The sequence below is a fragment of the Pseudoalteromonas sp. GutCa3 genome (genome assembly GCF_002836155.1).
Lineage (GTDB): Bacteria > Pseudomonadota > Gammaproteobacteria > Enterobacterales > Alteromonadaceae > Pseudoalteromonas > Pseudoalteromonas arctica.
In genome coordinates this window covers 13,753-29,856 of the sequence record NZ_PJBK01000100.1, presented here as the reverse complement: position 1 = coordinate 29,856, position 16,104 = coordinate 13,753, and the positions used below count along the sequence as shown (strand labels likewise).

10 protein-coding genes are annotated in these 16,104 nt (G+C 41.4%); 2 read left to right on the top strand and 8 right to left on the bottom strand.

Annotated features, from left to right (window positions below):
* Window positions 1–68 precede the first annotated feature (68 nt).
* From CXF64_RS17575 to CXF64_RS17540, 8 genes are all read right to left on the bottom strand, one after another.
* Window positions 69–1,832 carry a P-loop NTPase fold protein gene (locus tag CXF64_RS17575; RefSeq protein WP_101217688.1) on the bottom strand — a complete coding sequence of 588 codons (1,764 nt, stop codon included), beginning with the start codon at window positions 1,830–1,832 and terminating at the stop codon, window positions 69–71.
* Between the two features lie 285 nt (window positions 1,833–2,117).
* Window positions 2,118–2,831 carry a hypothetical protein gene (locus CXF64_RS17570; protein ID WP_101217642.1) on the bottom strand — a complete coding sequence of 238 codons (714 nt, stop codon included), beginning with the start codon at window positions 2,829–2,831 and terminating at the stop codon, window positions 2,118–2,120.
* A gap of 139 nt (window positions 2,832–2,970) precedes the next feature.
* A complete protein-coding gene (locus CXF64_RS17565; protein ID WP_007580435.1) occupies window positions 2,971–4,761 on the bottom strand; it encodes an alkaline phosphatase in 1,791 nt (596 codons plus the stop codon).
* An 11-nt stretch (window positions 4,762–4,772) separates the two neighbouring features.
* Complete coding sequence (locus CXF64_RS17560; RefSeq protein WP_101217641.1) at window positions 4,773–6,362, bottom strand: alkaline phosphatase; 1,590 nt, start codon at window positions 6,360–6,362, stop codon at window positions 4,773–4,775.
* Window positions 6,363–6,571: 209 nt separating this feature from the next.
* Window positions 6,572–9,007: a TonB-dependent receptor gene (locus CXF64_RS17555; protein ID WP_101217640.1), complete on the bottom strand. Its 2,436-nt coding sequence runs from the start codon at window positions 9,005–9,007 to the stop codon at window positions 6,572–6,574.
* Between the two features lie 205 nt (window positions 9,008–9,212).
* Complete coding sequence (locus CXF64_RS17550; RefSeq protein ID WP_198551149.1) at window positions 9,213–10,952, bottom strand: solute:sodium symporter family transporter; 1,740 nt, start codon at window positions 10,950–10,952, stop codon at window positions 9,213–9,215.
* Between the two features lie 102 nt (window positions 10,953–11,054).
* Window positions 11,055–13,115 (bottom strand): glycoside hydrolase family 31 protein, encoded by a 2,061-nt coding sequence (locus tag CXF64_RS17545; protein ID WP_101217639.1) that lies wholly within the window; start codon window positions 13,113–13,115, stop codon window positions 11,055–11,057.
* 107 nt (window positions 13,116–13,222) lie between these two features.
* On the bottom strand, window positions 13,223–13,990 hold the full coding sequence (locus CXF64_RS17540) for a sulfite exporter TauE/SafE family protein (protein WP_232783811.1): 768 nt from the start codon (window positions 13,988–13,990) through the stop codon (window positions 13,223–13,225).
* Window positions 13,991–14,170: 180 nt separating this feature from the next.
* Here CXF64_RS17540 and CXF64_RS17535 point away from each other — a divergent pair, with 180 nt between their 5' ends.
* Complete coding sequence (locus CXF64_RS17535; protein ID WP_024589596.1) at window positions 14,171–14,920, top strand: GntR family transcriptional regulator; 750 nt, start codon at window positions 14,171–14,173, stop codon at window positions 14,918–14,920.
* A gap of 215 nt (window positions 14,921–15,135) precedes the next feature.
* Window positions 15,136–16,098 (top strand): aldo/keto reductase, encoded by a 963-nt coding sequence (locus CXF64_RS17530; protein ID WP_101217638.1) that lies wholly within the window; start codon window positions 15,136–15,138, stop codon window positions 16,096–16,098.
* Window positions 16,099–16,104 lie beyond the last annotated feature (6 nt).

The following is a 16,104-nucleotide window of genomic DNA, read 5'->3' as shown; positions in this document are numbered from 1 at the left end:
AGAGGCAATAACGAATAAAATAATCTAGTAGTAGAAAAAGACGATTATTGTTCATCTGATTGAATAGCTCACTGTCCAGCTATTTGCTCTTTTTTTGAAATATTTAGTTCCATTTTAGAGTGAGCTTCAAGTAACTTTTCATGAAGCTCACTCAGACTAGCTACTTTTAGTCCAAAACCAATCTCTTTTAATAAAGAGCCCACCATTGAAGATATTGTTTTTAAAGCTTCTAATTCTGGCTGAAAAAAATCGTCAATATTACTAAAGCGGTATCTCTCATTAATGAATCTTACGAACTGAAAAACCTCCTCGTTAGACCAAGTCTGAAGAGCTGCTTTGACAATATTTACATTAAGATTTTGAAAAAATGGCGTGTGCATCAAATTTTGGTGAGCCTCATTTTTTACACTAGCCCATGATGCTTGAAATTTTTGAGAAAATTCCGAGTTTTTATTACTAGCCTTTAAAGTTTCTAACTCTGCTTTCTTCAAGTTAAATCTTTTATCAACCTCTTCATTGTAAAAACTAATACGCCTTCTTTGATCAAAATCATCCTCTACTGCTGTAATTTTAAATTGATTAACGTCAATATCATCACATAATCTTAACAGGGTAGCTTTCGTATACGTTGTCGATTCGATCACTTTGTTAGTCTGCATATATATGTATATATCACAAGTGCTAAACCACTTGTAAATATCTATATCATTTTTAGAGAAGATGTACTCTTCTAGTAATTGAACTCCCTGTTTAAAATCACTTTCTGATAATTGGTTTTGAACCCATATAGATTGCATAGCATCTAGGAGCGTCTGTCTCATTGGTAAATTTAGTTCAACTTCTAAGTTGGAAAATTCATAAAGCCCATCACAACAGTAACTTAATAACTTCTGATTCGATCCATTAATCGCGCCTTCAAATATTGCATCTAATTTTTTATAACCTTCAATTTCTGCTTCGTCATTACTTTTTTTTATTTGCCTTATAATTCTCGAATCAATTGCATCGATAATTTTTTCTTTAGAGAAGGAATGTTCAAACTTCGCACAACAAATTCTTACTATATCACTTAAAATTCTCGACAGTGCTTGGTCAAGCACAACATTTTTTATTTCAGATACTTCTCTTTGAATACGTGTAAACTTTGATAAAGCTCTTTTTAAAACTCTAATATTTTTAGAGTTTATTGCAGTAATATTTAAAAGAAGCTCGTTAGCTAATTGATCATCAAGATTTTCATATTCTACTTTAAGGATTGAAACCACCTCCTCATGTGTAAAGCTAAATTTATATTTATCCGCAAATACTTTTTCAATATCGTTTTTACAATTAAGTTTGTCCTCATTTGCAACAACAACTACTTTTATATTTTTTGACTCAGCTAAACTTAAACTCTCACCTAAAATATTTTTAATTAGCTTTTCATCAGCAACACGCTCCAAATCATCTAAAATCAATATACAATCATCAAGCTCACCATATAGTTTGTATTTATATGCTCCCGCAGCCCCACTTAATACAGCACCAATCCCTCTTTCCCCAAGGTTCTGTGCTGCTCCATCAATGGCTTTAGAGAAATACTTTGCGAATACAGAAGCCTCTTCTTTGTCAGTCAGCGATAATGAGATGATTTTATCTCTAAAGTCATCGATACTTGAAATACCATAAAGAGAGAAAAAATAGACTTTTTGACCAAATAGCTCTTCAATTTTTGCTCTTAAATAGTGCTTAATAAAGTGTGTTTTACCACTCCCCCATGCTCCATCAAGTAATACAACCTGAGGGAATGATGTGTCTTGTAATAGCTCTATAATTTGATCCGCTTGCTTCATTGTAGCCCCAATGATCACGATGTTAGTTGATATATTACCAAGGGACATTTTTCCTAATTTTATCGTATCAATGTCCCTATGATGAGGACTTCTATTAATATCAAATAGTGTAAATTATTACCAACTATAAATATTATGCGGCTGATAGTGTGTGTTTTATAAAAATAGGAAAGCGTTTGTTGTATTACTTGGGTGGGAATGGCTTAAATTAATCTACTTTTGAATACTAGCTTGTAGCTCATAGCCGCCTGTCATTTTTAGCTATGAACTACAACATTTAAAAACCTAGTGGTGATGTCCGCCTTGAATAGCCTCGCCCTGCTGATTATAAAAGCCAGTTGCGCCGTGCTCTATAAAACCTAGGTTTATCATTTTAGCTAAAAACGGGTCACCTTCGTTATCGCCAATGTCGGCGTAATCGGTGGTTTGAAAGCGATCCCACTGTGCAAATTGAGCGGCAATTAATGGCACATCAGTGTTTACATTATTAAGGCTTAGCAAGGTACTTGTTTGGCTTTTTTTATTACTAATACTAAATGTTTTAACTAATTTTGAATGCGTAAAAAAGGCGAGGTTAAAGTCGTTGCCATTTTCGCTCAGTGTATAGTTTTTTACTTCACCGCAGCCTTTGCCTTGTGTGCTTACTAAGGTCATTTTTTTTATTAAGTGGTTATCCACCAGCTGACTTTTAGCACTCCAATTTTGTACGCCGCGTACTTCAGATGGTTGGTATTCAATCCCGCGTTGCTGGGCGTTAAAGTAACGTATTGGTCGTATTTGATTATTGGCTAAGTGCTGCCAAAGCTCGGTTATTACTTCACTTTGATGCGCTACTTGCTGATCGTTTCGCCAAAGGGTAAGTGACTCGCTACTTTGCTGCGCTTTATGGCTGTTGGTAATTTTATAATCCGCTTTTAAATGCTTGGCATCAATATCACATTGCGAGGCAAAGCTACTTGTACTTACAAGCGTGGCAATTATTAATAACGCTTTTTTCATTTAGCTATCTCTTATTTATATTTCAAGTTTATGGCAATAACATAACGATTATAAATGTCAGTTTAATGACAAAAACCCCGCAAAGTAGGCGGGGTTTTTTATTTAGATATATTTAACTAAATTTATAACTAGCCGGTATTTATTGCGCTAGTTTTTCGTCTGCTGTTTTTACAAAGTCAGCGGCAAAGTCCATTACATGGAATAAAAAGCTTTGCTCGTTTGTGCCTGTTACCAAGTGTGCACCTGGCCCCATTGCATAAACGCCTACGTCTTCACCGGCATGTGTTTCTGAGCCCATTGGTACCAGCGCTTCTTGATGAAAACCAGGTGTTGTTGTATCAACATCTGTTAAATCAACACGCCCTGTAACAGGTGCAAACGCGTAACCTGCATCGGCATCGGTCTCGCTACCTAGGTTTCTAAAGCCACCACCATTGGTGTAACCAACCGTTGTGTAAGGCATATCGTCGGCAGCTAAGCTTGGCTCAGTAGCGCCTACTGCAACCACTTTACCTAAAATTGGGTTACCGCGTTTAGGGTAACCAGCAATGGTAAATACATGGCTGTGATCGGCAGTTACAACTATTAATGTTTCTTCTGGGTTGGTGTTTTCCATCGCCACTTTAACGGCTTTGGCAAGCTCAATTGTGTCGTTTAACGCGTTATAAGCGTTACCCGCATGATGCGCGTGGTCAATTCGACCCGACTCAACCGTTAAGAAAAAACCTTGCTCGTTGTTATCAAGTACGTTTATTGCTTTTTCGGTCATTTGCGAAAGCGAAGGTTCGCCTGCAACATCGTTTGCGCGGTCAGCTTCGTACTGCATGTGGGACTCGTTAAATAAGCCAAACACTTTAGTGGCGTCGTCACTTATTGCATCAAAACCGGTTTGATCCATTACGTAAGTGCCATTTGGATATTGCGTTTTCCACTCTGCGGTTAAGTCGCGGTTATCTGTACGATCCCCTTCAACTGCACTTACTGCATCGGCTGAATTAAACGCGGCATCTTTTGGTAAAAAGTGACGACGACCGCCGCCCATTACTACGTCAATACCGTCTACATCAACACCACTAAAGCGTGCTTCTAGGTTGGCTTCAAAGTTAACCAGTTGCGATGCAATGTCTTCACACGTTGCGGCACTTTCTGGCATATCGGAGATATCTTCCCAGTTACGCTCTGCCGATTTAGCATACGTTGCAGCTGGTGTTGCGTGAGTAATACGCGCTGTAGAAATAATCCCTGTTGCTTTGCCTGCAATTTCAGCAAGCTCTAATGAGGTAACAAGTTCGTGCCCTTTGCCTGATGCACAATTACCACGTTCAACCGCTTCATCAATACCAATAACGCCCGCATCGGTTTTAACGCCCGATGCCATTGCGGTCATAGTGCCTGCCGAATCTGGCGTTTGCGCATCTACGTTGTATGTTTTTACAAAGCCCGAAAAAGGCATAGTTTCAAAGCTTAACTGGTGATCTTCACCCATTTCACCCTCTAACTGACCCGCTAAAATACGTGCTGCGGTTATGGTAGAAATACCCATACCATCGCCAACAAATAAAATTACGTTTTTAGCCTTGCCTGATTCTGTAACAATGTTGCTACTGGCTGTTTGTGCAGCACCTAATTTTGTTTGTGCTTCACTAAACCACGTATTACTAGTGAGCGAGGCTAACTGCTCGCTTGTTAGCGACGTTGCGGGTGCATTACACACTAAATTAGTTGAGTTAACTTCGTCGCTATCTAGCACGTCGTTATTATTGGTATCTGCGCCTACTTGCGTCTCTACACCGCCATTAATACACTGCTCAGAGCCCACTGCAATAGCGTTATCTACTGCGATAATATTGTTTTCATTTTTGTTATCGTCACTCGAGCAACCTGCTAGCGCGACCATTACTGCCAAAGAAAGTACCGTTAATTTGTTCATGTTAGCCGCCATTATTGCTGAGTTAGTTCAAGAGCTTGATTAATTAAATGAAATACAACGTTTTGTTCAATTACGCCTTGTGCTAGCTGAGCACCAGGACCTTTAGCATGTAAAGATATGTCTTCACCTGCGTGTGTTTCTGAGCCCATTGGTACAGTTGCTTCTTGGTGAAAACCTGGGGTTGTTGTATCAACGCCATTTAGCTCAACACGCCCTGCAACAGCAGCACTTGTGTAACTTGCATCAGCATCGGTCTCACTGCCTAGATTTCTAAAACCTAAGCCATTTGCGTAACCTACCGTGGTGTACGGCATATCGTCGGCGGCTAGGCTTGGTGTTGTTTCGCCTACTGCAACTACTTGACCTAAAATTGGATTACCACGCTTAGGGTAGCCTGCAATAGTAAATACATGGCTGTGATCGGCGGTTACTAAAATAAGGGTTTCTTCTGGGTTGGTGTTATCTACCGCTGCTTGCACGGCTTTAGCAAACTCAATGGTGTCGTTAAGCGCGTTGTATGCATTACCCGCGTGATGCGCGTGGTCAATTCGACCCGACTCAACCGTTAAGAAAAATCCATTATCGTTTTTACCAAGCACTTCAATTGCTTTAGTGGTCATATCGGTAAGTGAAGGCTCGCCCGCTACATCGTTTGCGCGGTCAGCTTCGTATTGCATGTGGGATTCGTTAAATAAACCAAATACTTTAGTGGCGTCGTCTGCTATTGCATCAAAGCCCGTTTGATCCATTACGTACATGGCATCTGGGTATTGTGTTTGCCACTCAGTCACTAAGTTGCGCTCGTCAGTACGGTCGCCTTCTATAGCACTTACTGCATCTGTTGAGTTAGCTGTTTCGTCTTTTGGTAAAAAGTGACGACGACCGCCACCCATTACAAAATCAAGACCGTCTACGTCGGTCCCTACAAATCGTGCTTCTAGGTTTTTTTCAAAGTTAACCAGTTGCGATGCAATGTCTTCACAGCCACCCGTTACGGCATCTTCTGGCATATCTGATACGTCTTCCCAGTTACGGTCAGCCGATTTAGCATATGTGGCAGCAGGAGTTGCATGAGTAATACGTGCTGTAGAAATAATACCGGTAGATAGCCCTTTAATTTCAGCCAATTCGGTTGCGGTTATTAGCTCGTTACCTGCCACTGTTGAACACACGCCGCGTTCAATATCTTCATCTACACCAATAACGCCCACATCGGTTTTTACACCCGAAATAATAGCCGTCATCGTGCCTGCTGAATCAGGAGTTTGAGCATCTACGTTATACGTTTTAACTTGTGCAGAGTATGGGAACTCTTCAAAACTTAAATAACCTTCTTCGCCAGATTGGTTATTACGCTGCCCTTGTAAAATGCGCGCGGCGGTAAGTGTAGATATACCCATGCCATCGCCCACAAATAAAATGACGTTTTTAGCTTTAGTGGCTTGTGTAGCCTGCGCTTGTGCTGTTTTTGTTGTTAGTTTAGTTTGCGCAGCGCTATACCAGCTGCTGTCTTTTTGGCTTTGCGGTAGTACATCAGCATGGCTAACTGCGCTAAACGTTAACATTAGCGCGATTGCCGCAGCGACTTTTTTAATTTTCATCCGTAATTCCCATTGTTTAGTGGTTATTTTTTGAAATGTGTAAACACAAAAAAGATCAACCGCTGCACTATAGAAAACAGATGTGACTAATAAAGGTAATTTTGATGAAAGTAAGATGACTAAACTATTACAAAAATAAGTCATAAAAAAAGCGCAACGTGTTAAAGGTTGCGCTTCTAAGGGAAATTATTGAGGGAGTTATTTAAATATTAAAAACGTGCTTTAAACGATACCCCAAAGTAGCGCTCTGCATCGCGCGGTATTTGGTAACGGAAGTTATCGCCACTGTAGGTAGTTACGTAGCTTTCGTCGGTTAAGTTTTTAGCAATAAGCGATACTCTAAACGCGTCATCTTTAAACGATAAACCCACACTTGCGTTTAAAATACCGTAATCTGGTAATAAAGCAGCTGGGTTAAATTCACCTACGTTGTCTGGTAGGTCTGAGTATTGCTCATCGGTGTAAATGTATGAGCTGTTTATGTGTACGTTAAAACCATGGTCGGTTTCAATAAAGTAATCAGCCGTTAGTGAGTATTTAAGATCTGGCGAAAATGGTACATCTAAACCTGAGCGGTCAGTACACGAGCCAGCGGCTACCTCTGCCGGACAATTAAACTCGTCAATTTCAGCTTTAATGTAAGCAACACCACCGGTAAGCGTTAGCGACTCTGTTGCAGCCCACATAAAGTCAACTTCAACACCTTGTGTGCTTACATCGCCCGCATTGGTTAAGCGGGTAATACAGGTGCCGTCTGAACAGTCAAAGTTGTTAGCTTGAAAGCCTTCAATTTCGGTTCTGAAAAGAGCCATGTTAAATACAAATTCGCGGCTTGCGTATTTGTAGCCTATTTCATAAGCGTCTGACTCTTCAGGTGCTATTTCGCGGCTGTCGTTATCTGGATTAAAGTTATAATAAATATTAAAACCAGGGCCTTTGTAACCTTGCGAGTAAGTACCGTATACCATTTGGCCATCGCCTAAATCGTATTGCATACCTAAACGACCCGATACGTTGGTTTCTTCGGCTTTGCCTTCATCATCTGTATTAAGTGTTGCTGGGCGCACGCCTACACCGGTGCGGCCATATACATCATTACTTACACGGCGATGCGTGTAAGACACTTCATCGTCGGTGTAACGAATACCAAATAAAACGCGTAAATCTTCAGATAAATCGTAGGTACCATCGGCAAAGGCTGCCCAGTTATTAAATTCTGTGCTCATAAAAGCAGTGGCCGATACAATATCGTTTGCGTTACAGCTAACACCTAGGCCTTGTGTGTAACCTTCTAAGTCAGCAAGTGCTGTATCAAGCTCAGCGCCCGATAAGTTATTTTGCGCGTAAAAAGCCATTGCGCTATCAAGCTGGCCACCATTATTTTGACAACTTGCATCGCGGGTAAAGTTACGTTGTGAGTCCATGTTCCAGTAAAATAAGCCGGCAACATAGTTAAATGGCCCAGCTAGGTTTGATGTAACTCTAAACTCTTGTGAAAACTGATCCCATTGCTGTGCACCAATATCATGTAACTGAAACGGCGCGCCAAATACCGGCTCACTGCTGTCGCCAGCAATAGAGGTAAAGTCGCCTTCGCGGTATTCTGTGTTATCCCATGAACGCTGTGCAGTAATTGAAGTATACGTATAGTCGCCAATTGTTTTATCAACTTGCACCGAAAATGCGCTATGTTCGTCAATTGTGCGCGACTCGTAGTCATGGTCAACTTTGCGCTGGTCTAGGTCAATATCGGCTACACCATCCACAATGCCGTTACTGTTTGGCGCTGCTTTTGAATCAGGATTACGACCACTTGGCAGAGCTTCTAAGTCGGCACAACAGTCGTCATCTGCGTTATAAAACTCAGCTATAAATTTTACGCTTAAGTCGTCCTCTGGCTCGTATTTAAATACAGCACGTGCACCTTCGCGGTCATAACCGTTTACTTTTTCGTTGTTGTAAACGTTATCAATGTAACCGTCAAACTTGCCTTTAAATACTGTTAAGCTAGCGGCTAAATCGTCGGTTAAACCGCCGCTTATAACACCTTTAAAACGGTATTCGTTATCTTGATAAAACGAGGTTTCTACGCTGCCGGTTGTGTCGTACGACGGATCTTTAGTGGTAATATTTACCACACCTGCTGAGGCGTTTTTGCCAAATAACGTACCTTGTGGCCCGCGTAATACTTCAATGCGGTCTACGTCGTATAAATCGGCAAATGCTTGACCCGAGCGGCCAAGTACCACGCCATCAACAACAGTTGCCACACTTGGTTCGGCAGCAATACTAAATGAAATAGTACCAATACCGCGCACTGTTAGCGCTGAGTTACGTGTTGTGGTGCCTTTTCTAAAGCTAACCGAAGGAACAAGTGACTGTAAGCCTTCCATGTTATTAGCAAAAGCTGAATTAATTTGATCGCTATTAAGCACCGATACCGCAACAGGTACTTCGTTTAAACTTTGCGTTCTTTTTTGTGAAGTAACGACTATTTTTTCAAATGTATCGTTTTTAGCTGTTTCTGTTTTTTGTTGTTCTTGTTCGGTTTGCTCTTGCTGTGCATGTACCTGCGCGCTAAGCGCTAAACCGGTTGTCATTGCTAACGTGACTGCCAAGCTTAAGACGGACTTTTTAGCTCTCATGTCATTCTCCATATTGTGCGTGTGCTGTGTGGTACCGCGCTAGCAATTGTGTGAGTTGCTAAAAAGCGGTGTCAGTGTGTGATACTTTCCTTAAAGCTCTTATGTCTTATATAAGAGCTTTAAATTTAAACAAACTATCTTACTAATGCAAACATTATGTGAATTAAATGTGATTTAAATTTGGTGTGTAGAATATGGTCGCACGTTATGCGGCGTTTTTAGCCCCAATACGCGCTAAGCTATTTTCGTAACGAACCTGCCAACGACGTACACTCCACCAGCTAAGCACTAAAACAGTAGACCAAACAGCAACTAAACTTGGTACAAAGTACACACTGGTTCCACCCACTAATCCGAGCGGCGAAAACAATATATACAAGCTAACAATCAAGCCTACTAATACAATTGCGCAAGGTAATGCGTATTTCCAAGGATTAAGGTCTACCTCGGCTTTGCGTGTAAATTGCCATGGTGTTTTAAGTGGTTTGTAGTAACCAATACCCAGCATTATTGCTAATTCAATTAAGAACAAAATGGCGTAAATATGAATAAAGTTAATGTCTACATCCCATACAAATTTAAGCAAGGTGTAGGCAATAATATGGAATATAATCGCGACTTTAGCGCCTAGTGCAGGCACTTTTCGAGTAAACAAACCAACCAATACAATTGTGATGACCGGAATGTTGTAGAAGCCTGTAAACACACGAATAATGTGCCATAAACCTTCAGGTGCAAACATCAATAATGGCGCAGTTATAAACGACAATATGGCAATAACAATACTGGTAATTTTGGCTACTTTTATAAGTTGGCTGTCTGTTACCTTATTTTTTTTCATTGGCTTATAAACATCTAAGCAAAATAAGGTCGCCGCGCTGTTGAGCAATGAATTAAATGAGCTAAATACAGCACCTAGCAATACGGCCAAAAAGAAGCCAGATAAATACTGTGGAAGTACTTCTTTTACCAAATGTGGGTAAGCTAAGTCGATAGTTGGCAGGCTTTCGTGTTTATAAAGATGGTAAGCAATAACGCCTGGGAGCATCATCATAAACGGTACTAGCACTTTAAAGTACCCTGAAAACAACACCCCTTTTTGACCTTCAACTAAGTTTTTAGCGCCCAATGTACGCTGGATCACATACTGATTAGTGCCCCAATAAAACAAATTAGCTAAGATCATCCCTGTAAAAATAGTGCCAAATGGCACGGGATCATCGCTACTACCAATAGCATTGAGCTTTTCTGTGTCGGTGTTTACTAGGGTGCTTAACCCTTCTGAAAAACTACCATCACCCAATGCAATTAAGCCCAGTGTTGGCACTAAAATACCAATAATTAATAACCCAACACCGTTAATGGTATCTGATACCGCAACCGCCTTTAAACCACCAAATACAGCATAAATAGCCCCAACTGAACCCACTGTAATAATGGTCACAATTAGGCTTGCTTGGTAGCTCATATTTAATAAGGTGGGTACATCAAAAAGTCTAAGTACGGCAATTGATCCTGAGTACAAAACAGAAGGGATCGTTATAAAACAATACCCTACCATAAATAAGATCACCGTCATGCGTCGTACGGTATCGTCAAAACGATCCCGTAAAAATTCAGGTAAGGTAGAAAACGCGCCCGCTAAATAACGAGGCAAAAAGATCAACGCCATAATAATGGTTGAGATCCCTGCGGTTACTTCCCACGCCATTGAGCTTAGGTTGTAACCATAAGCTGAGCCATTAAGGCCAATTAGTTGCTCGGCCGATAAGTTAGTGAGGATCATCGACCCTGCTATAAATGTACCTGTTAACCCACGACCTGCTAAAAAGTAGCCATCTTGGGTGTTAACTTCCCCTTTGGTTTTTTGGTACGAGATATATCCCACCAGCGCCATAAACGCCAAGCACGATAGCAGTGTCATGGTAATGTTCATACCTTCCATCTTGCGCCCCTTTTAGCTTACTTTACTCGGTAAAAAGTAAGCTAATATCTTTATTATTGTGTGTTGTATATGTGTTGTGTGTGTTTTTTATTAAGCCGAGTTTTATTTAGGCCATGCTGTTAATTGGCTCATGTCTTGTTCTGTGTGTTGAACCTCTGGGCCAAGCATTAGGCTGTCGCCTTCGCGTACAAATACTGCCATTTCTTCAAGTGCGAGTGTGTGCTCGTAGTACTTACTCCCTTCGTAAATTTGTTTATCGGGGAAGCGAATCCAATTGCCTTGCGGTAAATAAAACTTAACTTTACCGTTTGGTACTACACACGGCACAACCAGTAATTTTTCACCGCACATAAATTGCTGATCAAAACTATGTGCCAGTACATCATCAGGAAATGCCAATACCATGGCACGCTGAATCGGCAAGCCTGTTTGCTGCGCTTGCTCTGCACATGTTTGTAAGTACGGAATTAACTGGTAGCGTAATTTAAGTGCTGCAAATACCGCATCACTTGCTTGCTCGGTGTAAGACCACGGTTCGCGAGGACCAATACCGTGTAAGCGCATATGTGCGCTAAATACCGACGCTTGTGCCCAGCGCACGTAAAGTTCTGCGTCGCGGGTGTCTTTGTAAAAACCACCAATGTCAGTTGCAAAAAATGGCCCACCCGACATACCCCACGCTAAACTGCCACGAATGCTTGCCGCTAAACCCTGCCAATCGGCTTGCGGGTCGCCGCCCCACTGTGCAGGAAAACGTTGGCTGCCCGTCCATGCTGAACGGCTAAACAAAAATGGCCCAGTTTTACAGTATTTTTCGGCGGCCTCAAAAACGCAGCGGTTGTACAACATGCTGTAAACGTTGTGCAGCCTAATACCGCTATCACCACTGTGAGATATCATATTGTCGTCTTCTAGCTGCTCGCCAAAATCCGCTTTTATCATATCTACGCCAAGCTCAAACAAAGGCTTATGCGATTCGAGCCAATATTCGTAAGCATCAGGGTGCGTAAAATCTAAAATACCCGATTCTGGCAGCGGCGTAAGTACTTCGCCAAATGGGCTTAAATCCCACTCGTATTGATACGCTTTACCTGTGCGTTTGTCTTTTATTAGCCAACCGTTTTCGGCCGCTTTAGCAAATAATGGGTTATTTACCGAGATCATCGGGTATTCCCACACACAAATTTTAAAATCCATCGCTTTTAATTCATCAAGCACAGGTTTTGGGTCGGCGTAGCGTGTTGGGTCCCATTCAAATGCAAAGCGGGTGTCGGTGTCTTGCCATGCACGGCCATCAAGAGTAATTACGTCGCACGGCATATTTTTAGCGCGCACTTCGCGGGCAACACTAAGTAATTCGTCAGCATCTTTGTAATACGCTTTTGATAAAATAACACCAAAGCTCCACTGCGGTGGTACCGGTGCAAAACCTGTTAGCTCGCAGTAACGGTTGATGCTTTGGGCAGGTGTTTGTTCTTGATATAAAAATACATCTAGCGCGTCATCTTCAACTAAACATACATATGCACGTTGCGACCAAAGTGCATAACCTACGCCATGAGTTACCGGTGCGGGTGTATGTACAAACAAATTCCAGCCTTCTGGGCTCCAAGCATACGGGGTATTTTTATAAGACTTTTCGGCGTTAACACCTAGCGCATCGTGGTTGTATGAACGAATAAGTTGGCCGCGTTTATCAAGCTTGCCCCATTTTTCGCCAAGACCATACACGGCTTCGTCGTAGTTAAGCTCTAGGCTTAATATCCAGCCGTTATCTGTTTTAGCTAGTGGCGGTAAACGGTGCTGGCGTACAAAGTGACCATCAGTTGCTGATTGCTGTACTAGCTCATCGTTTTTATAAAGTTTGAAATGAAAAGGGTCGCTGTAAAATTCTAGGCGGTATTCGCCACCACTTACTCTGTAATCATTATTGTTTTTGCTAAGTGTGAGGGGGTATTCTGATGGGGTTGTGGTTAATATTTTAAATTGCTCGTCATGCGTAGTGCCTGCATTTAAACGTAAGCCAAACTGGCTTATCGTTACGCTAATATCACCAAACTGAGTGGGCAAAACCAGCACATTACCTTGCAACTTTGGCTGTGCGGTTAAGCGTGCTGGCTCTATTGCGTTCCAGTCTGGCTCACGTAATTCAAATGCATTCATGGGAGTTCCTTAACCAATTATTAGTCTTGTATAAGACACAAGTTAAATAATTGTAATCCCCATGTCAACGTAAATAAACTCAAGATGAATTATTTACATCGCGATTTTTAAAATATACCCGGCGCCGATGTTGCCACCAGCGATACACCACTTAGGCCAAGCAATGCAATTGCTATAATACGTACCCATTTAGCGTCAACGTAGGGCGTTAATTTACGAGCAAAATGCGTAACTAGCAACACTAAAGGAATAGCCGCTGCAATTAAAAACATAATGTCGAGCCCAGGTAAAGTACCAAATAAAGCGATACCTACACGTACTAGTCCACCGATAGTAAATACCGCTAATAACGTACTGCGAATAGCTTCAATGGACCAACTTTGCTTATAACACTGAAACACAAGCGGCGGCCCTGAGGTTGAAAACAACCCACCAAGTAACCCACTTACTCCACCGGCTATTAAAAATGAACGAGGATTACTTTGTTTATTTGTACGCTCGCGGCCAATCAGCATTAAAGCGCAGCAAAGCAAAATGCTTACACCTAAAGCAAAGTTTAAATAGTGTGTTAAATGCGACGACATATATTCAAGTAGCACAAAACCTAACAGCATTAGCGGAATACCGGTATACAACATAAGTTTTAGCTCGGGTACTTTTACCGAACTGCGGTTTTTAACGACCACGGTTGTTGAATTAACTAACCCCAGCAAACTCACCAAAAATGTAGTTGCCGTAAGTGGCAATACATCAAGCAACGTAAAGCTTGCAACCACCAGTAACCCAAAGCCAAACCCGCTAAGAGTTTGCATTACGGTGGCAAGGCTTAGGCACAGCGCCATAAGCAAAATGAGTTCAAAAGAAATACTGAGCACTTTTAATTTCCTAAGGGTGAGCTATTGTAGTGTAACGATTTGTTTTTAGGCATAATGTATATTTTGCGCCTATTAAACATTACAGCAGTAGTTCACGTTTAATTGAGCTAGCGCAAATATGCGTAAAAGGTTTCACCTATGCTATAACTACAGGTGGATTAAATTTAATGGTAAATAATAATGAGTAACTCTATGTTTGATCACAAATTAAGTGGCCCAAGCTTGGCTTTTCAACCACTTTACTTACAAGTGGCTGATTATATTAAACAGCTCATTGTTGAAAGACGTTGGGTACCTGGCGAAGCATTACCAAGCGAATTTCGCCTTGCTGAAGAATTTAACGTAAGCCAAGGTACAGTTCGTAAAGCACTAAACTTATTAACCGACAATAAAATAGTAACTCGTCGCCAAGGCGTTGGTACGTTTGTATCGCAACATACTGCGCAAGATGCCTTATTTAGGTTTTTTCCGTTACAAGCAGACGGTAAAGGTGCCGATTTGCCAAAGGCTGAACTGCTATCGGTTGAGCTTTGTGCAGCGCCAGTTGAAGTAATAGAAGCGTTACAACTCAATAAAAAAGACAAAGTTACCAAGCTTGTTCGTAGGCGTATTCTTGATAACGAATTTTGCATGAGCGAAACTATATACCTACCACAAAGCTACTTTCCTGATATACATCAAAGTAGTGATATTCCGCATACATTGTACCATTACTATCAGACCAAATTTAACCAAACTGTACACAAAACCCAAGACAGTATTAAAGCCGTACTTGCTACAATGGATGATGCCAAAATGCTTGCTATAAAAGCTGGCGATCCACTGCTGTTGGTATCACGCATTACCGAATCAATCGAAGGTAAACGTATTGAATACCGCCAAAGCAAATGCCGTAGCGATCATTACCACTATCAAATTGAACTTGATTAATTAAAAGCGTGTTTAGTGCTAAAAACCCACTTTAGCGCATAATAATTAAATATTTTTTAAAGGCAGCAAACGCTGCCTTTTTGCTGCCTGTAGGTTTTTTAACTGAACCATTTACTGCTTTGCTGTTAACACAGTATTGACACTGTTTGATTCGTATAATAACTTATGTCTTATACAAGACCTAAGTCATTATGCATTTTTAACAGGAATTCCCAATGAGTTCATTAAATAATATCCCTCCAGTAGGGTTCGGTTTATGGAAAGTCGCGCAAGAAGATTGTGCACAAACGGTATACCAAGCCATTAAGGCAGGTTACCGCCATCTTGATTGCGCATCAGACTACGGTAACGAAGAACAAGTAGGCGATGGCATCGCCCAAGCAATAAACGATGGCTTATGTACCCGTGAAGAATTATGGGTAACATCAAAACTGTGGAATACCTTTCATGCACCAGAGCATGTTGGCCTCGCGATTGATAAAACACTGAGTGATTTAAAGCTAGATTACCTAGACTTATACCTAATTCATTTTCCGATTGCGCAAACATTTGTGCCAATAGAAACCCGCTATCCACCAGAGTGGTTTGTTGACCCTACGGCGCAAAACCCACAAATGGAGCTTGCAAAAGTACCACTGTATTTAACGTGGCAAGCAATGGAAGAACAAGTACACAGCAACAAAGCAAAACGCATTGGGGTATGTAATTACTCAAGCGCACTGCTTCACGATTTAATGAACTACGCGAATATCAAACCCGCTATGTTGCAAATTGAGTCGCACCCTTATTTAACGCAAGAGCGATTAGTAAGATTAGCTAAGCAGTACGATATTCCGGTTACTGCGTTTTCACCACTGGGTGCGCTTTCATACCTTGAGCTAGAAATGGCTGATAAAACTGAATCAGTTCTTGAGCAAAGCGTTGTTAAAGCGGCCGCACACAATCATGGCAAAACGCCAGCACAAGTAGTTCTTCGCTGGGGCGTGCAACGCGGCACTGCCATTATTCCTAAAACCTCAAAACTTGAACGCATGAAAGAAAATCTCGCACTGTTTGATTTTGAATTAACAGAGCAAGAAATGGCGCAAATTTCTGCGCTTAACAGTAATCGCCGATTCAACGACCCTGGGCACTTTTGTGAAGCTGCCTTTAACCGTTTTCACCCAATTTACGATTAGGAACAT